Origin of the sequence: Microbispora oryzae, assembly GCF_017896165.1 — a bacterium.
GTDB lineage: Bacteria > Actinomycetota > Actinomycetes > Streptosporangiales > Streptosporangiaceae > Microbispora > Microbispora oryzae.
On the sequence record NZ_JAFCNB010000003.1, the window covers coordinates 153616 to 176156 of the forward strand.

At 72.0% G+C, this 22541-nt stretch carries 19 protein-coding genes; 7 read left to right on the top strand and 12 right to left on the bottom strand.

Translation table 11 applies throughout. From position 1 onward, the window contains the following. Positions 1–361 precede the first annotated feature (361 nt). The 3 genes from JOL79_RS07270 to JOL79_RS07280 all read left to right on the top strand — a co-directional run bounded on the left by JOL79_RS07270 (position 362) and on the right by JOL79_RS07280 (position 3221). A complete protein-coding gene (locus JOL79_RS07270; RefSeq protein ID WP_210154902.1) occupies positions 362–2314 on the top strand; it encodes a hypothetical protein in 1953 nt (650 codons plus the stop codon). A 140-nt stretch (positions 2315–2454) separates the two neighbouring features. Continuing rightward, positions 2455–2916: a hypothetical protein gene (locus tag JOL79_RS07275; protein ID WP_210154903.1), complete on the top strand. Its 462-nt coding sequence runs from the start codon at positions 2455–2457 to the stop codon at positions 2914–2916. A gap of 2 nt (positions 2917–2918) precedes the next feature. Then, on the top strand, positions 2919–3221 hold the full coding sequence (locus JOL79_RS07280) for a WXG100 family type VII secretion target (RefSeq protein ID WP_210154904.1): 303 nt from the start codon (positions 2919–2921) through the stop codon (positions 3219–3221). Between the two features lie 50 nt (positions 3222–3271). On the opposite strand, the gene JOL79_RS07285 is transcribed toward JOL79_RS07280, so the two are convergent. The 4 genes from JOL79_RS07285 to yczE form a co-directional block, all read right to left on the bottom strand. Further along, a complete protein-coding gene (locus JOL79_RS07285) occupies positions 3272–3952 on the bottom strand; it encodes a class I SAM-dependent methyltransferase (protein ID WP_210154905.1) in 681 nt (226 codons plus the stop codon). 170 nt (positions 3953–4122) lie between these two features. After that, positions 4123–4770 carry a PadR family transcriptional regulator gene (locus tag JOL79_RS07290; protein WP_210154906.1) on the bottom strand — a complete coding sequence of 216 codons (648 nt, stop codon included), beginning with the start codon at positions 4768–4770 and terminating at the stop codon, positions 4123–4125. Between the two features lie 88 nt (positions 4771–4858). Then, positions 4859–6613 carry a glycoside hydrolase family 15 protein gene (locus JOL79_RS07295; RefSeq protein ID WP_210154907.1) on the bottom strand — a complete coding sequence of 585 codons (1755 nt, stop codon included), beginning with the start codon at positions 6611–6613 and terminating at the stop codon, positions 4859–4861. After that, the gene (yczE, locus tag JOL79_RS07300; protein ID WP_230984402.1) at positions 6582–7238 is read right to left on the bottom strand and encodes a membrane protein YczE; all 657 of its coding nucleotides are present in this window, start codon (positions 7236–7238) and stop codon (positions 6582–6584) included. The genes JOL79_RS07295 and yczE overlap by 32 nt, the downstream gene beginning before the upstream one ends. A 54-nt stretch (positions 7239–7292) precedes the next feature. On the opposite strand from yczE, the gene yczR reads away from it, so the two are divergent. Beyond that, positions 7293–8711: a MocR-like transcription factor YczR gene (yczR, locus tag JOL79_RS07305; protein ID WP_307848377.1), complete on the top strand. Its 1419-nt coding sequence runs from the start codon at positions 7293–7295 to the stop codon at positions 8709–8711. Here the strand turns inward: yczR and JOL79_RS07310 are convergent. Further along, positions 8695–10194: a peptide MFS transporter gene (locus tag JOL79_RS07310; RefSeq protein WP_210154908.1), complete on the bottom strand. Its 1500-nt coding sequence runs from the start codon at positions 10192–10194 to the stop codon at positions 8695–8697. The two genes, yczR and JOL79_RS07310, sit on opposite strands and share 17 nt — an antisense overlap. Positions 10195–10448: 254 nt before the next feature. Between JOL79_RS07310 and JOL79_RS07315 the strand changes: the two genes are divergently transcribed. The 3 genes from JOL79_RS07315 to JOL79_RS07325 all read left to right on the top strand — a co-directional run bounded on the left by JOL79_RS07315 (position 10449) and on the right by JOL79_RS07325 (position 13489). Continuing rightward, the gene (locus JOL79_RS07315; protein ID WP_210154909.1) at positions 10449–11480 is read left to right on the top strand and encodes a hypothetical protein; all 1032 of its coding nucleotides are present in this window, start codon (positions 10449–10451) and stop codon (positions 11478–11480) included. 170 nt (positions 11481–11650) lie between these two features. Then, positions 11651–12592 (top strand): hypothetical protein, encoded by a 942-nt coding sequence (locus JOL79_RS07320; protein WP_210154910.1) that lies wholly within the window; start codon positions 11651–11653, stop codon positions 12590–12592. A gap of 240 nt (positions 12593–12832) precedes the next feature. Next, positions 12833–13489, top strand: a complete 657-nt coding sequence (locus JOL79_RS07325) for a response regulator transcription factor (RefSeq protein ID WP_210154911.1) — start codon at positions 12833–12835, stop codon at positions 13487–13489. Here JOL79_RS07325 and JOL79_RS07330 read toward each other — a convergent pair. The 7 genes from JOL79_RS07330 to JOL79_RS07360 form a co-directional block, all read right to left on the bottom strand. Next, a complete protein-coding gene (locus JOL79_RS07330) occupies positions 13391–15196 on the bottom strand; it encodes an ATP-binding cassette domain-containing protein (protein WP_307848378.1) in 1806 nt (601 codons plus the stop codon). The genes JOL79_RS07325 and JOL79_RS07330 overlap by 99 nt on opposite strands. Then, complete coding sequence (locus JOL79_RS07335) at positions 15193–16884, bottom strand: ABC transporter ATP-binding protein (RefSeq protein ID WP_210154912.1); 1692 nt, start codon at positions 16882–16884, stop codon at positions 15193–15195. The genes JOL79_RS07330 and JOL79_RS07335 overlap by 4 nt, the downstream gene beginning before the upstream one ends. Before the next feature lie 133 nt (positions 16885–17017). Continuing rightward, positions 17018–17146, bottom strand: a complete 129-nt coding sequence (locus tag JOL79_RS07340) for a SapB/AmfS family lanthipeptide (RefSeq protein WP_210154913.1) — start codon at positions 17144–17146, stop codon at positions 17018–17020. Next, positions 17118–19745, bottom strand: coding sequence for a class III lanthionine synthetase LanKC (gene lanKC / locus JOL79_RS07345; RefSeq protein WP_210154914.1), 2628 nt, complete (start codon positions 19743–19745; stop codon positions 17118–17120). Before lanKC ends, JOL79_RS07340 begins: the two co-directional genes overlap by 29 nt. Positions 19746–19971: 226 nt before the next feature. Further along, positions 19972–20679, bottom strand: a complete 708-nt coding sequence (locus JOL79_RS07350) for a sensor histidine kinase (protein ID WP_210154915.1) — start codon at positions 20677–20679, stop codon at positions 19972–19974. Between the two features lie 261 nt (positions 20680–20940). Next, positions 20941–21972, bottom strand: coding sequence for an NAD(P)/FAD-dependent oxidoreductase (locus JOL79_RS07355; RefSeq protein WP_210154916.1), 1032 nt, complete (start codon positions 21970–21972; stop codon positions 20941–20943). Further along, positions 21969–22529, bottom strand: a complete 561-nt coding sequence (locus JOL79_RS07360) for an isoprenylcysteine carboxyl methyltransferase family protein (RefSeq protein WP_210154917.1) — start codon at positions 22527–22529, stop codon at positions 21969–21971. The genes JOL79_RS07355 and JOL79_RS07360 overlap by 4 nt, the downstream gene beginning before the upstream one ends. Positions 22530–22541 lie beyond the last annotated feature (12 nt).

The following is a 22541-nucleotide window of genomic DNA, read 5'->3' on the forward strand; positions in this document are numbered from 1 at the left end:
TGGAATGGCGTGCGTTTCGGGCGGCGTATGTCATTTGCGGGATGAGGATTTCGGCTGCCCGAATCGGTGGCGGACAACGGCCGGCATCTCCGGCTCTATGGGGAAATAGATGCGATACGTCTCATGTGCCGTAGCCGACCGGGCGAAGACCGTAGTGTAGGGGTGAATGCCTTTACTTTAGGAATGGTGAGAACATAGCCTTTTCGCCCGGAGCTGTTGTGTTCTGCCGATCGCGCTGGAGTTCCCCGGCCTCATGACCGAACCATCGCCCAGGCCGTTGCCGGCTCCCGCGTCGCCACCCGCGGCTCCCGTTCCGGTCGAGCATCCCGCCCCGCCGAGGCTGCCCTCGTCCGCCCCGCAGGTGTCTCCCACCGCCGGGGTCTCCGGTGGGTTCTCCGGCCTCAATCCCGACGCGCTGGAGGCGTTCGAACGGGCGCTGGGCCGGTTGGAAGACGCGCTCGGACGCAACGAGCCGGTGATCGGCCGGGAGCTTGGGAAGATCGACCTGGACACCTCTGGCCTGGCGGTGTTGCGCGAGGCGCGGTCCTGGATCGCGTCGGGCCGTCCTGACCTGCGGCGGCGCGTGGAGACGATCCGCGCGGAGAAGTCGGAGTGGGACAGCTCGGGTGTGCCCGCCGAGCTGTGGGCCTTCGATGAGGCCCTGTACGGGAAGGCCGCTCACGATCCCGAGGTCTACGCCGCGGTGAGGAAGGTCACCGAGGCGGCCGGCGGCGGCGAGATCGACGAGAAGGCGCTCGCGGTGCTGGAGAAGCGTGTGGGCGACGCCGGATTCGCCACGGCCTTGATGAGTGTGCTCGGGGCGGACCGTTTCCGGGAGGCGATGAAGGCGACGGTGAAGGCGGGGGATCAGAAGGCGCGGCGGTTGCAGGCCGCGCTGGGGAAGGCGTTGGCCGCGGCGAGTTCCCGGCTCGACCCCGCCTGGCGTGACAAGCTGACGACGGGGATCGGCCCCAGCTGGCGGGACGGACTGGCAGTCGCCTCGGCGCTGCGGTACGGCACGTACGACAGCCGGTTTCTGACCGCGGTGGCGAAGGGCCTGGACGCGTGGGATCGCAAGGGTGAGGAACGACGTCCCGGGGTGGATCCCGGCGTGATGGTCGCGCTGATGGAGGCGTTGAGCCGTGATCCGGCCGCGGCCCAGGACTTCTTCACCGAAGATCCGACCGCGCTCCGGCATTTCCTGGTCGAACGCGCGATGCCCGACCAGGGCGTGGCGCTGGGAAAGGCGCTGGAGGCGGCCACGCTCACCTTCCGCGACCACGACGGCTCGCCGGAGCATCCGTCGCGGGGTTACCTGTCGGCCAAGCTGACCTCGGAGTTCGTCCACCTCGAAGCCGAGCGGATTGACAAGGGCGACGCCGTGGATCCCCCGGTCAAACCGGTGACCACCGGCCGCATCCTCGCCGGCTACATCAGCGACATCGATTACGTCGCGATGAAGGGGAACGATCCTGTCGTTCCTGGGGTTCGTGGATCGGACAATCCCGGTCTTGCCGGTCGGGATCCATGGGGGGCGCAATTCGTAAAGGATGATTTAAGGCTGGTGATGCGGGAGGCGTTCACGGACGCGGCGGCTTTCACCCCGGTCATGGCCGCGCAGACGGCTTCCACCGGCTGGCTTATGGATCAGGGCGCCAAGGATCTAACCGAGAGCAAGGATCAAGGGACTTTGCTCACCAATGCTAAACAGGTGGGAGTTGGATTTGCGTTCATCACTGATGCGGCAGGTCTCGCGAAGATCGAGGAAGGTAAATCCCTGGATGAGGCGCAAGAACGCAACATGAAGATCCTCACCGCCGTAGTCAACACTGGGCTTGCCATTCCACAAAAGGCGGGAATCCCGATTGTGGCAGGTGTCATCGGAGCCTGGACGGGCTTAATAGAGGATGCCGCTCAAGGAGAGGCCGAGAGCAAGGCGCGAAGCGATGCGAACTCGGCCGTCGACCAGGCTCATATCCTTCTGCATGACCTTACGGTTCAGGCCATGCTGAAGTATGGTGCTTTCGGAGCGGGTGAGCCTGCCGCGTCGACGCATCCATGGGCGTCTCTGGAAGGGCTGAAAAAGGGTGACGACCCTCGCCAAAACCCGAACAATTTCCTTAAGGACGACGGCCGAACGATAATGACCCGCAGTGAGATGATCGGGAGGGTGCCGGGTGGAGGGGTCGACGACACGCGACTGGAGGCATACGAGCGCTGGCTCTACGAGGGTCCTTCCGGAGATCCCTGGCGCTCGGTCGAGGATCGCCTGGATCAGGGCTTCGACCGAGGCTTTGCTCAGTACGAGCCATGATGTCTAAATCATCCATTTTGGCACTGATGGCATTGTCGGCTCTGCTTTTCTCTGCGGCGTGTCGGAATGAAGCACAGACGGTCGACCGTAGTCCGATGCCCGACGGTGCCACCGCTCCTTACCTGTGTGACTATGTTCCCTTGAACGCCGCGCAGCTCATGACTGGCCTCCATTCGCCCCTGGCGCGAGGGTCTTTCGATCTCGCAGCGGTAAATGGCCTGGGCGATGGCGGTTGCGCTGTTTATGAGCGGGAGGGTGGCCACAGAAAATTCCTGCAGATTGAACTCACCCCCGGCGGGTCGGTTGGGGAGATTCAAGAGCGGTTGGCCCAGGGGGCCTCATCGTTGCCGGAAATCGTTCCCGGAGCCATTGGATACTACTTCAAGGATAGGTACAGCAAATCAAACTCTGCTTATGCGATGCTCGTACAAGGCAGGGCGGAGCTGAACATCCAACTCGAAATCGGTGTGGCGGGGCGGGACAACGCGGCTGATGTGGTGGCGCTGATGAGGCTGATCGCACCGAAGCTGATCACGGACGCGAGCGCCGTGTCGCCGGGTCCTTCCGGGGCCGGGCGGTCCTCCGGCGGGAAGCGGGGCTGACCGTGGCGCAGCTCGTGCCGAACCCCCTGTATGTGGCCGTCCAGCAGGCGCTGCGCACGGTGGAACCGCTCGTCGACGAGATCGAGAGGGGTATCGAGGGGCCGTACCGCGACCTGCACACGGGCACGGTGTGGAGCGGGGCGGCGGCCGAGCGTTTCGACGCGGAGTTCGCCCACCATCGCTCCCGGGTCCGGCAGGTGAGCGATCGCGTGCTCGCCGACCTGCGCACGGCACTGGCCCGCACGCCGCCGGAGGTGACGGAGGCCGAGGCCACGGCCATCAGGGCGCGGTACGGCCTGCCCTGAGGCGGCGCGCGGCCGGGGTTCCGGTCGTGCGCCGCCTCGCCGGCAATCGGTCAGGCCGTCGCGTCCTTGATCAGGTGCACCTCCAGGGTGATCCCGTCGGCGCGGATGGACCAGGTGGGAAAGGCGCTGTCGGCGGCGATCCGCTCGAAGCGGCCACGTGAGTAGGCCCGCCGCCGCAGTGCCCGCAGGGGCACCTTGGTCATGACGGAGTTCAGCGGACTGAGCCCCATCCTCTCGACCTCTTCGTCGATGTCGGCGTTCGTGGCGTCCCGGTTCATGTCCTGGATGACCGCCGAGCGGCCGGGACGCAGCACCCGATGCATCTCGTCGAGCGCGTCGACGGGACGCCCGAAGTTCTTGAACGCGGCCTGGCACACGATCAGGTCGAACGAGTCGTCGCCGAGGGGGAGGTCGGCGGCGTCACCGTGCCGGAAGTCGATCGAGACGCCCGCCAGGCGGGCGTTTCCGGCGCCGATCTCCAGGAACGTCCGGCTGAGGTCGAGCGCGGTGACCGTGAAGCCGAGCCGGGCCATCTCCACCGCCAGGTAGCCCGGCCCGGGCGCGATCTCCAGAATCGCGGCGCCGGACGGGAGGGCGGCCGTCAGCTCGGCGGCCTGGCGCCGGACGGCGGCCATCTGGGGCGCCGAGCCACGCTGGCGGGCGTACCACCGGGCCGTCGCGCCCTCCATGCGGGGCGCCTGGGACTGCGCGTGGCGGGTGTTGTTCTCCATGTGTCTCCTCCGGTTCCGGATCATGCGTGTCCGAACCGGCCGGGGACGGAGCCCGGGTAATGTTGCGGTTGCCACCTCGTGGCCGGGTTTCCGTTCCGCGGATCGGTTCGAGGATGAGGTCCCGGTGGGGTGTTCCCGCACCCCGCCGGGGCCGTGTGACCGAGCGGTCGTCAGTCGGCGCCGATGCCCCTGCCGAACAGGTCGTGCAACTCCTGCGGCACCTCACCGGTGGCGTGCCAGTGACGCCACGCGTCCAGGCCGGGGAAGGTGCCTTCGCTGAGCTCCCCGAGCAGGGACCTGGTCCAGGCGAGCTCGGCCTCGCGAACGGCCAGGTCATACTCGGCCTCGACGAGGAACAGGCGGGGTATCTCCGAGAGGTGCCCGTTCAGGGCCGCCCGCTGGTCCGCCAGCTCCTTCTCCAGCAGGGCCACCCGGCCGCGGAGCAGGCTCGTGACCTCGTCGGGGGTGAGGATGCCCCACACCGAGAGGGCCGCCTTGAACGCGGACTGCTCGCGCTCGGGAGTGGCGAGGAGGTCCCGCACCCAGTCGGCGTACTCCTGCCGCCCCGCGTCGGTGATGCGGTAGATCGTCCGCTCCGGGTGACCGCCCTCCTTGTCGCTGCCCGCCACCTCCAGAAAGCCGTGCTTCTCCAGGTTTCGTACGACGGTGTAGAGCGAACCCCACTTGATCCGCATGTCGTCGTCCTTGCCGCGGGCACGCACGAGCGAGGCCATCTCGTACGGATGCATCGGTCGCTCGATGACGGTCGCGAGCACGGCGAGGCCGAGCATGTTGTTCACCTTGCGTCGTTTCGCCATGCCGCCTCCTTTACTCGCCTACGAATATACGTCCGCGAGTATGCCGATGGCAACGCGTCGCCCCCGGCACCAGAGGTGAGGCCGTGGGTCAGCAGAGCGACAGAGCGGTCCGGATCAGGTGGATGTGGCTGAACGCCTGGGGGAAGTTGCCGAGCTGGCGGCCGAGGTGGGGATCGTATTCCTCGGCGAGCAGGCCGACGTCGTTGGTGAGCGACAGCAGGTGCTCGAACAGCTCCACGGCCTCCTCGCGGCGGCCCATCATGGCGCGGGCCTGGGCCAGCCAGAAGCTGCAGGCGAGGAAGGCGCCCTCTCCGCCGGGCAGGCCGTCCACCGTGTTGTCCTCGGCCAGGGGATAGCGCAGGACGAGGCCGTCGGTCATGAGCTCCCGCTCGATGGCGTTCACCGTTCCGATCACCCGGGGGTCGTCGGCCGGCAGGAAGCCGACGATGGGGATCAGCAGCAGGGAGGCGTCCAGCTCGCGGGAGCCGTACGACTGGGTGAACGTGCCGCGCTCGGGATCGAAGCCCTTCTCGCAGACCTCGGCGTGGATCCGCTCGCGCAGCGTCCGCCACCGCTCGACCGGGCCGGTGCGGCCGAGCTCCTCGACGACGCGGACCATCCGGTCGGCCGCGACCCAGGCCATCACCTTCGAGTGGACGAAGTGCCGTCGTGGGCCGCGGACCTCCCACAGCCCCTCGTCGGGCTGGTCCCAGTTGTGCTCCAGGAACTCCATCACCTTGCGGATCATGGCCCAGGCGTGGTCGTTGGGCGGCATGCCGTGTTTGCGGGCCTGGTAGAGGGCGTTGACGACCTCGCCGTAGATGTCGAGCTGGAGTTGCCCGGCGGCGCTGTTGCCGATCCGCACCGGCCGGGACTCCTCGTAGCCGGACAGCCAGTCGAGCGTCAGCTCCGGCAGCCGCCGCTCTCCGGCGACACCGTAGAGGACCTGCAGGTCCTCGGGGCGGCCGGCGATGACCCGCAGCAGCCAGGTGCGCCAGGCGTCGGCCTCCTCGACATACCCGGAGCTGGTGAGGGCGTCGAGCGTCATGGCGGCGTCGCGGAGCCAGCAGAACCGGTAGTCCCAGTTGCGGACGCCGCCCAGGTCCTCCGGGAGTGACGTCGTGGGAGCGGCCACGATCCCACCGGTGGGCCCGTACGTGAGGGCCTTGAGCGTGATCAGCGAGCGGACGACGGCGTCCCGCCACGGGCCCGCGTACCCGCACCGCGCGACCCACTCCCGCCACATGGCGCTGGTCTGGTCGAGCTGCTCCAGCGGATCGATCGGATCGGGCTGCGGCTGGTGGGAAGGGTGCCAGGTGAACACGAACGGCACCCGCTCGCCCGCCGCCACGGTGAAGCGCCCCTTGTGCCGGAAGTCGCCGCCCTTCAACGGAACGCCGGAGTGGATCCAGACGGAGTCGGGCCCGCCCACCGCGTGCATGTGGCCGTCGGTGCGCCTGACCCAGGGGACGATGCGGCCGTAGTCGAACCGGATGCGGATCTCCGCCTCCATCTCGACGGTCCCGGACAGGCCCTCCACGATGCGGACCACGTCCGGGCTGGCGTGCCGGGGCGGCATGAAGTCGACGACCTTGGCGGTGCCGGTCGGGGTCGTCCAGACGGTCTCGAGGACCAGGGTGTTCTCGGCGTACGCGCGGCTGGCGGGCCGGTCGGCGTTCGCGGCGGCGAGACGCCAGAAGCCGTTGGACTCGTCTCCGACGAGCCGGGCGAAGCACGCGGGGGAGTCGAATCTGGGCAGGCAGAGCCAGTCGATCGACCCGTCGCCGCCCACGAGGGCCGCCGACTGCATGTCACCGATGAGGGCGTAGTCCTCGATCCGCATGGCGCCACGCTACCCGCCCCGGCTGGGTCGCTTTCATGAACACCTGTGTGAGGGGGCCGATGGTCACGGCGAAGAGGATGGTGCCGATTCCCACGGTGCCGCCAAGCAGCCAGCCCGCGGCGAGCACGGTGAGCTCCACGAGGGTGCGGGCGACCCGGATGGACAGCCCGAGCCGGTTGAGCCCGGTCATCAGCCCGTCGCGGGGGCCCGGGCCGAAGCCCGCATTGATGTAGAGCCCCGACGAGGCCGCGATGGCGACGATGCCGCCCAGCAGCAGGGCCCACCTGAGCGGCCACGGCGACGGCGCCGGCACCAGCCACATGACCAGGTCGGCGCTGGCGCCGACCAGCAGCACGTTGCTGATCGTGCCGAGGCCCGGCCGCTGCCGCAACGGGATCCACAACAGCAGGACGAGCGCCCCGACCAGGTTGATGCACACGCCGAGCGACCAGCCCGTGCGGAAGGACAGGCCCTGGTGGAAGACCTCCCAGGGGTCGAGCCCGAGGTTCGACCTGACCAGCAGCGCGATACCGGCGCCATAACCGGCGAGGCCGGTGTAGAGGCGGAGGAGACGTCCCGGGAGGGCACGGGGACGGGGGAGGGAGAGCTCTGTCACGATGCACATGATCCGGCGCCACGCTGTTGCATAAACAGAGCCAATAAGGAAAATTGGCCCATTGTGGATCGTCACCTCAGTGCCGTACAACTCGCCCGGCTGCTGCGGGTGCCGCCGGGCGCCCGGCCTTATTACGAGGCGCTCGCCGGGGCCGTCCGGGCCCTGGTGCTCGACGGGCGGCTCCCCGTGGGAGTGCGGCTGCCCCCCGAGCGGCTGCTCGCCGCGGAGATGGGCGTCAGCAGGACCACCGTCACCGCCGCGTACGACCGGCTGCGCGAGCAGGGCTACCTGGAGAGCCGCCAGGGATCCGGGAGCCGGGCCGCGCTGCCCGACCCCGCCGCGCTCGGGGCCGACAACCCCTGGGCCGCGCCGGACGGCGACGGCCTGCTGCCGCTGCACACCGCGGCCCCGGCCGCCACGCCGGTGCTCTCCCGCGCGATCGAGGAGGCGGGCCGCGACTACCACCGCTACACCCTCGGCATGGGATATCACCCAGCGGGCCTTCCGGCGCTGCGCGAGGCCGTCGCCCGCAGGTACGGCGAGCGGGGACTGCCGACCCGGCCCGAGCAGATCTTCGTCACGGCCGGCGCCCAGCACGCGCTCCACCTGCTCCTGTTCCTGCTGGCGGCGCCGGGCGATCCCGTGCTGCTCGACTCGCCGACCTTCCCGCACGCGATCGACTCGGCCCGGCTGCGCGGGACCCGCCTGGTGCCCGTCGGGATGCCGGAGGACGGCTGGCACATCGATCTGGTCGCCGCCGCGATGCGGCAGTCGGAGGCCCGCGTCGCGTACGTGATCCCGGACTTCCACAACCCGACCGGCCATCTGATGAGCCGGGACGATCGGGCCGCGTTGACGGCCGCCGCCCGCCGGAGCGGCACGACGCTGATCGCGGACGAGACCTGGGCCGAGACGGAGATCGACGGGGAGGTCCCGCCTCCGCTGGCGTCGTTCGACCGGACCGTGATCAGCATCGGCTCCGCCTCGAAGCTGTGGTGGGGCGGGCTGCGGGTCGGCTGGGTCAGGGGAACGGCGGCGCTGGCGGGCCGCCTGGCGGCGCTGCGGGCCTCGGTCGACATCGCCACCTCGGTGCTGGAGCAGCTCGTGGTGGCGCGGCTGTTCGAGCAGGTCGAGCAGGCCAGGCAGGAGCGCCGCCGGGCGCTGGACGCCTCCCGCGCGACCCTGACCGCCGCCCTGCGCGAGGAGTTTCCGCAGTGGTCGTTCCGGGTGCCGTCCGGCGGAGGCTCGCTGTGGGTCAGGCTCGGCTCGTCCGGGGCCACCGACGTGGCCGCGGCGGCCGCGGAGCGCGGCGTGCGGCTGGCCCCCGGCCCGTGGTTCGGGGTGGACGGGACGCTCGAGAACTACCTGCGGATCCCGTTCACCCAGCCGCCCCAGGTGCTCAGGGAGGCGGTGCGCCGCATCGCCGCCTCGTCCGTCCCGTACGGCTACCGCCCGGGGCAGCCCCTCACACCGGCGTTGTGACCGGCCGCTCGGCCATGAGCGCGTGCACCCGCCGGGACCACAGCAGCAGGAGCAGACCGGCCGCGACGGCGAGGAGGGCGAGGGCCAGGAAGTAGACGGGCAGAGGCACGACCTTCGTCATCCGGTAGGTCTGCCCGCCCAGGGAGTCGCCGACGGCGATGGCGAGATACCACACGCCCATCATCTGGTTCTCGAACGCCCGGGGGGCGAGCTTGTTCGTGACCGACAGGCCCGCCGGGCTGAGGAAGAGCTCGCCGATGGTCTGGATCACGTACACCGACAGCAGCCACATCACCGAGACCTTCGCGCCGCCGGAGGCGAGGTCGGCGGCGCCGTACATGACGACGAAGCTCAGCCCGACGAACACCAGCCCGACGGCGAACTTGACGGGCGCCGTGATCCGGTCGCCCGCCTTCAGGAACAGGTCGGCGAACACGGGGGCGAAAAGGACGATCGCGATCGAGTTGATGTTCGCGACCCAGCCGGGGGGAATGACGTAGCCGAAGACGCGCAGGTCGGTGTCGTTCTTCGCGAACAGCAGCAGCGCGCTGCCGGCCTGGTCGTAGACCAGCCAGAAGATCGCCGCGGCGGCGAACAACCAGACGTAGGCGGTCAGGCGGGTCCGCTCCTCGTCGGTGATCTCGTGGGAGCCGCGGAACAGGAAGACGAAGTACGCGACGGGGACGGCGGCGGTCACCACGGTCAGCGCCAGGGAGAACCGGTCGACCGTCAGGGTGCCGCTGATCGCCCACAGGGCCAGGGCCGCCGCCAGCCCGGCGACCGACAGGGCCAGGACGCTGCGGAAGCGCCGTTCCTCCTCGGGGGTGAGCCGGTGGTCCGGCTCCTCGCCCGCGCCCGCCAGATGCCTGCGGCCGAGGACGTACTGCGTCAGCCCGGCGGCCATCCCGACGGCGGCGGCGCCGAAGGCGAGGTGCCAGCGGCCCCCGGTCTGCAGCCAGGGCACCACCATGATGCCGATGAAGGCGCCGAGGTTGACGCCCATGTAGAAGATCGTGTAGCCGGAGTCGCGCCGGGCGTCGTCCTCGTGCCGGTAGAGCTCGCCCACCAGCGCCGCGATGTTGGGCTTCATCAGGCCGCTGCCGAGCGCGATCAGGACGAGCCCGAGCCACACGGTGGCCCCCCGGAGGGGGATCGCCATGCTCAGGTGCCCGGCCATGATGACGGCGGCGCCGTACAGGACCGTCCGGCGGGGGCCCAACAGCCGGTCGGCCAGCCATCCTCCGGCCAGGGCGAGCAGGTAGACCGAGGCGATGTAGACGCCGTAGACGCCGACGGCGGTGGTCTCCGGCAGGCCCATCCCGCCGCGTACGGCGGGCGCCGAGAGATACAGCACCAGGATGGCCCGCATGCCGTAGTAGCTGAACCGCTCCCACATCTCGGTGCCGAACAGCGTGGCCAGCCCCCGGGGATGGCCGAAGAACGCCCGCTCCCGCACGGGCGGCTCCGAAAGTCCGGATGTCATGCGCTCTCCCCCGATCGCGCAGCGTTTCTGTACCTTATCTGGCTGTATGCGTTATTTGTCCGTTATGCTGCGCGGGATCTCCGTCCTCCTGTCCTCTCCTGGTCAGGCGGGTGGGGCGCCCTCTCCCGCGCTCGCGGCCGATGCGCCCGCGCGGGTACGAGGCCGTCCGATCGCCACTCCATGGCCGAGTCTTTGCCTGCGGGGGAGTGTGTCGAAGCCGGACGGGCCCGGAGGGCTGCGTACGGTCTCGGGGCATGACGAGACGCACCCTCGCGGCGGCGGCGGTCGCCGTTGTCGCAGTGACGGCCGCGCCGGGCGCACCGGCCGGAGCGGTAGAGGCGGTCCCGGCGGTCCCGGCCGCTGTCTTCCCCCGTAATGAGCCGGACCTGGCCATCCGGGCGGTCACGGTACGGCCCGCCGAACCCGTCGTGGGGCCGACCGGCTCGGTGCGGCTGGTGGTCGACGTCGCCGCGCGCGGCGCAGACCGGGTCGACGTCACGCTCGAACCGGGCCGCCCGGAATCGGACGAGGGCGAGGAGCCGGACGGGCCCTCCGGGCCGGGGCAGGACGGCTGGGGGGACGACGAGCCGGGGCAGGCCGGCGGGCAGGAGTCCGGAAGCGCCTCGCCGCTCCAGCCGGGGGCGGGCCCCGCCGACGGCGCACCGGGCGGTCCGGAGGACGAAGGGACGGGCGACGGCGCGGACGACCCCGGTGGGCTCGGCCCGGTCATGACGACCCCCGTGCCGCGACTGCTCGGGGTTCCGCTCGCCGGCCGGCGGTCGCCGTCCGGGTGGGCGGCCCGTGCCGTCCGCGTACCCGTACGAGCCGGCGCGGCGGGCTCCGGTGGCTGGGAGACCTGGCGGTTCCTGCCGCAGAGGCGGCTGTCGCGACGCTATCCGAGTGGAGCGTGGACGGTCACGGCCACGGCCAGGAACGGGCGAGGCGGGGAGCTCGCCGAGAAGACCGTCTTCTACCTGCGGCGGGCGACCGAGATCGACGGGGCCAGGGTCGTCCGGGACGGACGCGCGGGGGTCCGGGTCAGCGGGACGCTGCTGCGGGTCGATCCCCTCGGACGGGTCGACTACCGGCCCTTCCCGGGGCAGCGGGTCCGCCTGTGGTTCCGCCCGTCCGGGGCCGGTGAGTGGCAGCCGGCGGGATCGGCCGTCACCCGGCGGGACGGCTGGTTCAGTGCCCGGGCCCGGGGTAGGGTCGCGGGCGTCTGGCGCGCCGAGTATCCGGGCACGACCCGGTACGCCCGGTCAACGAGCCAGGAAAAGCGACTATAGGCCACAACCCACCACTAACGTTCACAAATGGTGACACCTACCCTTACTGGTAGTTATGTATTTGTGATCACGTTTTTGGATTCATGAGCAACTTTCTCCTCTGAACTGTCGTCTATGACGTAGGCGCGCCCACCCGGGGCGCGCTCGGACACGGGGAGAGGACCCTCAACGTGAAAAGACTCGCAACCGCGTTAGCGGTCGCGGCGGGCGCGACGGTGCTGGCGGCTGCACCGGCCAACGCGGACCCCACGCCCAGTCCCGCCGTCACCCCCAGCCCCAGCCCCAGCCCTTCGGTGAGTCCCTCGCCGCTCGCTCCGGCGCACCCCCCCAAGCCCTCCTATCACCCCGACCCGAAGATTCTCGGGGTGTATGTCAGCCCCAACCCGGTCGTCGTCCGGTGGCACGGCTCCTCCGAGGTGACCGCGAGCGTCCGGACGAAGGACGCCAGGGTCGTCTCCATCGAGCTGTGGGGCCCGCGCGGCGGCGGCCACTTCGGCGGCGGGCACTGGGAGGCGCGGAAGGGCTGGCCCGGCGACCACGACGGGCCGCGCTTCGACTCCGCGTCCCGGTCGTGGCGGATCGACTGGAACGACCGGACCGGTTACTGGAAGGTCCACGTCGAGGCGGTGGGTGCCGACGGCAAGCGGCTGTCGGCGGACCAGGGCTTCGTCGTGAAGCACCAGCCCGTCCCGCCGCGGCCGAGGGGGCCGAAGGCGACCCGCATCGCCGGTTTCGACGCCACGCCGGAGCCGGTGCGCAAGGGCCGCTCGCTCACCCTCAAGGGCGAGCTGCAGGTCGCGCAGTGCTACAGCGACTGGTACTACCGCCCGAACGACTATGTCAGCGTCCACGGCGGCCCCGCCAACTGCCACGACAACCAGTCCTACTGGCACGACTGGCACTGGCTCGGCGGCCAGGAGATCGGCGTCTACTTCCTGCCCGCGGGCTCGCACAAGTGGAAGTACGTCAAGACCCTGGGCACCGACGGCGACGGTGACTTCTCCACCAGGGTGAAGGCCGTCTCGTCCGGCACCTGGGGCGTGCGGTACGCCGGCAACGGCCGGCTCAAGGCCTCCGAGGCGTACGACTACGTGAAGGTCGTCCGCCACTAGGCGGCATCTCACCGGTCGGCCTCTCGGGCCACCCTGGGGAACGCCCGGCTGTCTCCCGACAGCCGGGCGTTTCTCGTGCAAACCAGACGATTGACGGAGCATTACCCACATCTCTGACTGAATTCTCAGATTAACGATTGCAGCTGGGGTATAGAGGTCTCCGCGTCTCCGGTTAACGGCCATAGTGGGTGGAGAATCGATGTCAGGTGCGTGCCCGACGGGCGTGTGGGGAGACCGACAGTGATCCGATTGCTGCTGGCCGAGGACATGCATCTGATCAGGAAGGCCCTGGTCGCCCTCCTGTCCGGAGAGCATGACCTCGAGGTGGTGGCCGAGGCCGACCGGGGCGAGGACATCGTGCGCCTGGCCTGCCTGCGGCGGCCCGAGATCGCGCTCCTCGACATCGGCATGCCGGGGGTCGACGGCCTCACCGCCGCCGCCGAACTGCACCGCCGGCTGCCGTCCTGCAAGACGATCGTCCTCACCGGCCTGGGCACCCCGATGGCGCTGCGCCGGGCGCTCGACGCCAACGTGCGGGGCTTCGTCGTGAAGGACGCCCTGCCCAGCCACCTCGTGGACTGCATCCGCCGCGTGTCCCGGGGCGAGCGGGTGATCGACCCCGATTTGGCCGTCGCGGCCCTCGACGCGGACAGCAACCCGCTCACGGCGCGCGAGCTCGACGTCCTGGAGACGGCCGCGGACGGCGCCACCGTGGGCGAGATCGCCGACCGGCTGTGCCTTTCGCGTGGAACGGTCCGCAACTACCTGTCGCGCATCCTCAGCAAGGTCGGCGCCCGATCACGCGTCGAGGCGATCCAGATCGCCTCCGAGTGCGGTTGGCTGTGGCCGCCGGCCGGGCGCGACCTCGGCGTCCTCCGCTACCGCGCCCGCCGCTAGCGTTCCCATCGGCGGGCCGCCCTCCCAGTGCCCCACCAGGTCGGCGTAGAGCGGCGAGGCCGACACGAGCTCGTCGTGCGTTCCCGCCGTGACCCTGGCGCCGTCCATGACCAGGACGCGGCGGGCGCGCAGCGCCGACGAGATCCGATGGGCGATCACCACCAGGGTCCCCCCGCGGGCCGCGAACGCAGCCTCCGCCCGCGCCTCCGCCGCCGGGTCGAGATGGGAGGTGGCCTCGTCGAGCACGACCAGGCGGGCGGGGGACAGGTATGTCCTGGCCAGCGCGACGAGCTGCCGCTCACCCGCCGACAGGGCCGCCGGGTCGAGCGGAGCGTCCCGCCCGCCGCAGCGCCGGGCCGGCTCGGCCAGCCCGAACAGCGCCACCGCCTCGTCGACCTCCTCCGGGGTGGCGTCCGGCGCGAGATAGGTCAGATTCTCCGTCAGGCTCCCGTGGAAGACGTACGCCTCCTGCGGGATCAGGGCCCGCGCTCCGGGGGTGACCTCGGCCGCCGGGACGCCGCCCAGCAGAACCTCCCCGCGACCGGGCGTCAGCACCCCGGTGACCAGCGCCGCGAGCGTCGACTTGCCGATCCCGCTCGGGCCCACCACGGCGAGGTGCTCACCTTCGGCCACGACGAGGTCGAGGTCGTCGATCACCGGTTCGGCCGCCGGGCCGTAGGCGAAGCGGACCCCGCGCAGTTCCAGCCGTACGCCGTCCGGGGTCCGGTCCCCCCTGGGCGGGGCGGGGGCCGCCGCGCCCAGGATGCGGTCGAGGGTGACGGCCAGCCGCACACCGCTCACCCCGAGCCCCTGGATGAGACCCCCGAGCGCGGGCGTGAGCGACTGCATCACGTAGGTGAGCGCGCCCAGGACGACGCCGCCCGTCAGTCCCCGGTCCAGCAGCCAGGGGGTGAAGGCGAGCAGCAGCAGAACGGGCAGGCCCCCGCCGACGGCGAGGGTGAGCGTACGGGCGGCGGTCACCGCGGCCAGCGCTCCGGCGGCCCGGGCCTGCCGCACGACCTCGCCGCCGACCCGTTCGGCGGCCCGGGACTCGGCTCCGCAGGCGGTGATGTCCCGCAGGCCCCCGGCCATCGCGGAGACGGCCTCGGCGGTCGCCTCGTCGGCCAGGATGACGTCGCGCTGCCGGCGGGCCAGCGTGGGCAGCGACAGCAGGAACAGCAGCAGCCCGGCCAGCACCGGGGGCAGCACGACGGGCAGCACGGCCGGGGCCAGCGTCGCGATCCCGAGCGCCACGCCCACCAGGGTGAAGGCGAACGACCTGACGACCGTGATGATCGCGGCGAACGCGTCCCTGGCCAGCTCGACCTGATGGTTCATCCGCGCGACCGCCGCCGTGTCGCCGTGACCGGCCCGCAGCGCGCCGGTCACGACCGTCTCCAGCAACTCGTCGCGGAACGGCTCCACCACGGCGGCGACGGCCAGCATGACCTGCCGGGCGGCGACCGCGGCGAGCAGCCAGGCGACGGCCGGCACCGCGACCCAGGCCAGGCCGGTGCCGGGCCGGCCCGCGGCGAAGCCGTCGTCGACGGCGTGCGCGACCGCGGTCCCTCCCGCCAGGGCGGGCGCCGCCTCCGCCAGCGACCACGCTCCCAGCCGGACGAGCAGGCGCGGCTGCCGCGTGAGCGCCCGCCACAGAAGGGAAGCCGCCGCGGGCGGCACCTTGGGGAGGAACCGCCCGGGCCTCACGAGTCCCCCTGGAAGACGGCCCGGTAGGCCGGGTCGCGCCACAGCAGGGCGTGCGGGCCGGTGGCCCGGACCCGGCCCTCGTCGAGCCAGACGACCTGGTCGGCACGTGCGGCGGTGCCCGCGCGGTGGGCGACCACCAGCCGGGTGCGGTCCGCCAGGCCGCCGGTGAGCGCCCGGCCGACCTGCCGTTCCGTCACCGTGTCGAGGCTCGACATGGCGTCGTCGAGGATGAGCAGCCGCTCGGCCTGGGCGAAGGCCCGCGCCAGGCCGATCCGCTGCACCTCCCCGCCCGACATCGGGGCGTCGGCGATCGGGGTGGCGTAGCCGAGGGGCAGGCGGCGGACGAAGCCGTCGGCGCACGCGGCGGCCGCCGCCGCGCGCACCCGCCCGCCGTCCTGGCCCGGCACGCCTGAACCCATCGCGTCGCCCAGCGTCTCCCCGAACAGGACCGGACGCTCGAAGGCGTAGCCGACGGCACTCCTCAGCTCCCGACGGTCGATCTCGCGCAGCGGCACGCCGTCCAGCAGGACCGACCCCGAGTCGGGATCGGCGAGCCGGCCCGCCACCGCGGCCAGGGACGACTTGCCCGCACCCGATCTGCCCACCACCGCGACGCACGACCCGCCGGGCACGATCAGGTCGACGCCGGCGAGCACGGGCCCGCCGTCCGCGTCGAGGGTGACGCCGCGCAGCTCCAGCCGCCCCGGCCCGTCGGGCAGCGGGCGGGAGCCGTACGCAGGGGCGGGCGCGGCCAGCAGCTCGTCCAGGCGGCCGGCGGCCGAGCGGGCGCGGGCCAGCCGGGCGGCGTACCCGATCGCCGACCCGAGGCCGGCGCCGAGGACGACATACCGGGCGGCGGCCAGCAACTCCCCGACGGTGAGGTCGCCGGCGGCGAGCCGCAGCCCGCCGACCGCGAGGACGGCGGTCTCCAGCAGAGGGATCACCACGGCGGCCCGCACGCCGGCCCGCGCCTGCAGCCGCCACAGGTCGAGGCCGTGCTCGCGCAGGCGGGGGAGCGGGGCCAGCACGCGGCGGGCCTCCCGATCCTGGGTTCCGGCGGCGGCGACGGTGCGCGCCCCCGCGAGGGCGCCGACGAGCCTGGCCGCGATCTGTCCCTGCGCCCGCTGGTAGCCCCCGGAGGCGGCGGTGGTGCGCCGGATGAAGGCCCGCAGGACGGCCACGATCAGCACGAGCCCGGCCACGAGGGTGACCGCCAGCGACGGATCGATCAGGGCGAGCGCGATCACGCTGCCCGCGGACGGCACCAGCAGCGCCGCCGCGGTGACCACCGCCTCGGGGGTGCGTGCCACCTCTTCGGCGTTGACGCCGGCCCGGGTGACGATCTCCCCGGGGGTGAGGCGCCGGCTCAGCGCGGTGCCCGACGACAGAACGTGGACGACGGCCCGGCGGCGCAGCCAGAGCGCGGTGCGCGCCCCGGCCCGGCCGGCCGCGAGCACCCGCACGGCGTCGCAGGCGACCACCACGCCGACCAGCAGCGCGGTGAGGATCACCCGGCGTTCGCCGCCGGGCGTCCCGGAGACGAGGGCGTCGACGGCCTGGGCGAGGGCCGCGGGGAGCGCCAGCTCGGCCGCGGCGCCGACGAGCGCGGCGGCGGCGAGCCCGGCGAGCCACGGGCCGCCCCGCCGTACGGCGTCGAGGATGAGCCGGTCCGCGGACCGCGAGGTCACCGTGCCTCCCGGAGGACGTAGAGCTGAACGAGGATTCGGGCGAGAGAGGGGTCTTGAACAGCAGGGCGCGAACGACGGAAGCCTGGACGGCCACGGGCCGCCCAGGCTTCCGCGTCAAACGCGTGAACCGCTATCAGCCACAGATGATGCTGAGGCTGCTGTTCTCGTGCGGGGTGCAGGCGAGCAGGCTCAGGTTGCTACCACCGCCGCCGCCGCCACCGCCGTGAGGAGCCTCAAGGGTCTGCAGGTCGAGGAGCGCCATTACGAACACCTCCTTCCGGTGCTGGTCGGGACAGATGACCCGGCGGCGGTGCGCAGGGGCCCCTGCGCCTGGGACCGTCCGGGGGCTCGAGGAACGGGAGCGAGACCGGCTGGTCGTGCAGCACGGTGCCGAGCGCGAACAGCACTCCGGCGCTCCCGGTGGCGAAGTCTGTGGAAAGGCGGAGCAACTGGGCTCCGGGGAAGGCCAGCCCGCCTCCGTACGGAAGCTCGTGCCAGCCCAGCAGGGCGATGTGCTCGCCCGCCGCCCGCCGGTCGGGCCGCGAGCCTGTGGCCAGACCGGCGATCATGCCGGCCCGCCCGGCGAACAGGCCCGACTGGATGTAGTACGGCAGCGACATGACCGGGCGGATCGCGTCGGACGCGGCGGCGAGGTCGTCCTCGTGCCGGTGGGTGAGGAAGCGGTCCAGGACGAGCCCGATGCCCGCCGACCCCTCATCCAGGTACGGGTTGGTACGCCAGCCCTGCTGCACCTGCAGCTGGCCGTCCTCGCGGGTGACACAGCGACGCAGGTCCTGCCGGAGCGCGGTCGCGGCCAGGTCGAGGAACCGGGTGTCGCCGCACCGCTCGTAGGCATGCAGGAACATGAGGGCCGGGCCGGAGGAGCCGTACATCAGACCGGCATGCGGATGGACGCCGCCGCTGATCTCCGGGACGTCGCCGGCCCCGCCGAGGCGGTCGGCCACGGCCTGGACGACCCGCTCGGCCTCGTCGCGGAACGCCGTCTCACCGGTGGCGCCGTGCAGGTGCATGAGGCTCAGCGCCACACCGGACAGGCCGCGGTAGAGGCTGAGGTCGAGGCCGGCCCAGTCCTGCCGGCCGCACAGCTCGGCCACGTCGAGCGCGTCCCGCCGCCGGTCGAGGGCGAGCAGGGCGTAGGCCACGCCGTGCAGTCCGTTGTAGAACCCGATGCCCGCCCCGGCCCGCGCGGCCCGGCCGGCCAGCCACTCCTCGTGCTCGGGGAACCGCCCGGCACCGGTGACCGCGAGGGCGTACAGGACGCCGGCCGCGCCGTTGGCGAGACTGACGCCGCCGCCCGGCTCGAACTGCACGATGTCGCCGGGGAACAGCCGGTCCGTACGGCCGGGGGTGGCGGCGGCGAGGATCGCGGTGGCGATCGCCTCCCGCAGCTCGGGCCAGGGCCGGGAGAGCAGGCTGGGCTCGGGTTCCGGCTCGCGCCCGAGGAGGGTGCGGACGGCGCCCGCCATGAGCGGCGCCGGCGCGGGGAACGTCTCGGTGATGAGCCGGGCGAGCTGGACGGCCTTCGGCCGGTGGAGCGGCAGCAGCATCGTCGACATCGGGGCGAACATCCCGAGGTGCAGGCAGGCGAGGGCGTACTCGTCGGCCTCGACGCCCAGCCGGTCGGGCGGCGGGACGAAGCCGGGGTTGGCCAGCGTGGGCCGCCTGCGCTCCTCGGCGAGCGAGGAGACCTCGAAGTCGATCAGCACCACCCTTTCGCCGTCGACGAGGATGTTGAAGGGGTGGAGATCGCCGAAGACGACTCCGCGTCCGTGCAGGTCCGCGACGGCTCGCCGCACCCGGGCGAGCATCGCGACCGCCCAGTCCGTGTAGCCGGCGACCATCTCCGGCGTCACGTCGGCCCGGGTGAGCGGGTGTTTCTGGGCGATGAGCTGGCTCAGCGTCGCGCCGTCCACGTACTCCTGGACGAGGAAGTGGTGGTCGCCCAGTGTGAAGTAGTCGAGGGCGGCCGGCACCGCGTCGAGACCCGCCAGCCGCTCCATGATGTCGGCCTCGTGCCGCAGGCGGGTGACCGCGTCGCGCCCGGCCGTGTCGAGCCCGGCGTGCGGGCGGGCCTCCTTCAGCACGACCCGCTCACCCGTCCGGACGTCGCGGCCGAGGTACACCCCTCCGCCGTTGGAGAAGTGCAGCACGCTCTCCACCTGGTACGGCAGGCCCTCCAGGGTGACGGCGTTGCGCGCGGCCAGGTGGGGTTCGAGGAACGCCGGTAGCGGCACCCAGGGGGGGAGGGCGAAGCCGGGCCCGCGCACATCGGGCACGAGCCTGCCGTCCGGGTCCTCGATGGCCAGCACCTGCTCGCCGTTCTCCCCGGCGCAGTGGCGCTCGGCGAAGCCGCCGTACCGGACGAACAGCGGGCCGTCGCCGTAGCGCAGGTCGCTCAGGATGTACGGCCCCTCGACGCCGTCGAGGATCTCGGCGAGCTCCTTCAGCACCAGCTCGAGCTGGGCCTCGTCGAACGGGTAGACGGTCACGAGCTTGCCGCTCGCGCCGCGGGACGCGTACTTGGAGTTCTGCATCAGCATCACCCGGGCGCCGCGCAGGTATTTGAACGCCAGCCCGCGGGGCACGCAGTAGTCCCACGCCGCCGCGATGACCCGCTCCGCGTCCTCCACCCGGGACGAGATGTGGATCTTCCAGCCCTGTGTGGGGAGGGTGACGCCGGCCGGCGCGTAGTGCATCCAGGTGTCCGTGGCGAGGTGGGCCCACCCGTCGGGCACGGGCCGCTCGGTCACGGAGAAGTCGGGGTGCTCCACGCGCTTGCTGTCGAGGGTGTCGTAGAACAAGGGATCTGCGAGGCAGTAAATCTCGTACTTACTAATCACCAGATGTCCCCTCAGGCCGGTCACATCAAAGAATTCCGGATATGGAGACTTTGGCCAAGTTACGCCCGTCAACAGCGAGGCATGGGAAATTCACATAACGACCCATGCAGCGGGTCACGGGTGCATTGGTGACCCGTTCACGGGTGACGCGAGCGGGCAGGCGGAACGCGGGCCGAAGAACACGGACCGGCCGGCACGGGCCGGGCCTGTGGGTGGGGTGGGGGCGTTACGGCAGCGGCCGGTCGGGGATCTCGGCGGTGAGCCGGAACCAGCCGTCGGCGGCCACGTCCGTGCGCACCGCGCCGCCGAACTCGGCCGCGCGGCGGCGCAGGTTGTCGATGCCGCTGCCGGCGCCGGGGCGGGCCGTGGGGTCGGCGCCGTCGTTGGCCACCACGAGGAGGACCGCCCCGTCCCGCTCGGTCACCTCGATGGCGCAGGTCGTGGCGTTGCTGTGCCGCAGCACGTTCGTCACGGCCTCGCGCACCATGACGGCGAGCACCGCGTCGACGTCGGGCTTGAGCGCCGAGCCGGGTGTCTCGATCTCACAGGCGGCCCCGTACGCCCGCAGCACCGCCCTGGCGTCCGCCAGCTCGGTGGTCAGGGATATCTCCTGGTAGGAGCGGGTCACGTAGCGGATGTCCGTGGCCGCCTGCCGGATCGACCTGACCACGTCGGCGAGGGCCGGGCGGACGGGTGAGTCCTCGTCGGCGAGACGGTAGGCGAGTTCGCTCTTGAGCGTGGCCAGCCACAGCCGGCTGCTGATCAGATCGTGCACGTCCCGCCCGAATCGCTCCCGGGCGTCCGACGCCGCCTGCCGTACGGCCTCGGCCTGCGTCGCCCGCAGCCGCCTGAGCCGGCGCAGCAGGAGGGCGAGGGTGACGCACAGTGACACACCGAGGAGTGTGAGCACAGTGAGCGTCGCAATTGTGGGCAAGCGGAGATCCTCCAGTCACCTTTGCCGGAAGATCGGCCGCGCCTTTCTGGACACGCCACTGATCATTGCATATGAGTGGGGAAAATATGGTCAGTCGGGCTATATCGAATCTGTCCACTATGGTGGCACGGAAGAGGCACGCGGCTGGGTGCCGGAATCGGCGTTACCAAACATGAATTCCGGCCGTCGGAAATGGTCGACCAAAACATCTGACACAGAGTCACGACAATGCGTTGAGAGTGCGCGTCCGCGCGACGGCCGTCAGGCGAGGGCCCGTACGGCCGCGCCGAACAGCGCGGGAAGGCGCTGCGCGGCGGGCACGATCAACGACGCGGCGGCGGCGTGGCCGCGGGCCTTGAGCAGCGCCGAGGTGAGCAGCCGGGACCGCCGCGACAGACGCAGCCAGGCGTCCTCGTACGCCTCCGGACGGCCGTCGCGCAGGGCGCGGACGAGTGCCCCGGCCGACAACAACGCCAGCGACAGCCCCTCACCCGTGATGGCGTCGACGTAGCCCGCCGCGTCGCCGACGAGCAGCACCCGCCCGGCCACCCGGGCGCGGACGCGTCGGCGCAGCGGGCCCGCGCCCAGCACCTCGGTGGCGGGCGGGCCCTCAAGCCGGGCCAGCAGGTCGGGGAACTCCGCCAGATGTTCCCCGTAGCCGCGCCGCCACGTGCTGAGCACGGCCACACCCACCAGGTCGTCACCGACCGGGGTGACGTACGCCTCGCCGCCCGGGGCCCAGTGGACCTCCACGAAGTCGGTCCAGGGGGCCACGCGGAAGTGCCGGCGCAGGCCGTACCTGCGGGGCCCGGCCGCGGGCTCCTCCAGTCCGAGGCACGCCCGCACCGGGGAGCGCAGCCCGTCGGCGGCCGCCAGCCACCGCGCCTCCAGTTCGGCCCCCGTCGCCCCCACGGCGACCACCCGATCCACCTCCTGCCGGACGCCGCGCACCCGGCCCGGCACGAGCCGCACGCCGGCCTCCCGCGCCCGCCGCAGCAGCGCCCCGTGCAGCAGGGTCCGGCGCACCCCGAGCCCGGACCCGTCCCGGAACGCCGCCTCGGCCCGGTGCCGCCCGTCCAGGTAGCGGATGCCGCGGAACGGCCTGCTCTCGGGCACCCGCACCCCGAGCCCGGCGAGGGCGGCGGCGCCCGACGGCATCAGCCCCTCGCCGCAGGCCTTGTCGACCGGCCCGCCGCGCGGCTCGACCACGACCGTCTCCATCCCGGCGAGCGCGGCGTGGATCGCGGTGGCCAGGCCCGCGGGCCCGCCCCCGGCGACCAGCAGGTCGATCACCGGGTGTCCCGGGCGACCTCGCCGTGGCGCGGCGCCGCTTCACCCAGCGCCGCGAGCGCCGCGTTCTCCGCCCTGATCCGGACGATCATCAGCGGCACGTTGAGCAGGGTGAACGCCAGGGCCGTCACCCAGGCGTCGTGCACCAGCGGCAGCGCCGCGCCCTCCACGGCCACGGCCACGTAGTTGGGATGCGGCAGCCAGGCCACCCGGTACGGCCCGCGCCGCACCCGCGGCAGGCCGGGGACGACGATGACCTGGGTGTTCCACTGCCGTCCCAGGGACGTCACGCACCACCAGCGCAGCCCCTGGGCCGCGACCACCAGCCCGAGCATGGGCCAGCCGAGCGCCGGGACGAACGGCCGGCCGGCCAGCCCCGCCTCCAGCAGGCACCCGGCCAGCAGCCCCGTGTGCAGGACGACCATGAACGGGTAGTGGCCCCGGCCGCTCACGACTCCGCCGCGGGCGAGGCTCCACCGGGCGTTGCGGCGGGCGACGACCAGTTCGGCCAGCCGCTCCACGGCGACGAGCGCTATGAGCAGCGCGTACCAGGGTGACACGTCCCCCTCCGA

Coding starts and splice junctions, on each gene's coding strand:
- JOL79_RS07340 (WP_210154913.1), bottom strand. CDS start 17,146: ATGGCGCTCCTCGACCTGCAGACCCTTGAGGCTCCTCACGGCGGTGGC.
- JOL79_RS07285 (WP_210154905.1), bottom strand. CDS start 3,952: ATGGAGAACAACACCCGCCACGCGCAGTCCCAGGCGCCCCGCATGGAG.
- JOL79_RS07315 (WP_210154909.1), top strand. CDS start 10,449: ATGACGAGACGCACCCTCGCGGCGGCGGCGGTCGCCGTTGTCGCAGTG.
- JOL79_RS07310 (WP_210154908.1), bottom strand. CDS start 10,194: ATGACATCCGGACTTTCGGAGCCGCCCGTGCGGGAGCGGGCGTTCTTC.
- JOL79_RS07290 (WP_210154906.1), bottom strand. CDS start 4,770: ATGGCGAAACGACGCAAGGTGAACAACATGCTCGGCCTCGCCGTGCTC.
- JOL79_RS07295 (WP_210154907.1), bottom strand. CDS start 6,613: ATGCGGATCGAGGACTACGCCCTCATCGGTGACATGCAGTCGGCGGCC.
- yczE (WP_230984402.1), bottom strand. CDS start 7,238: ATGTGCATCGTGACAGAGCTCTCCCTCCCCCGTCCCCGTGCCCTCCCG.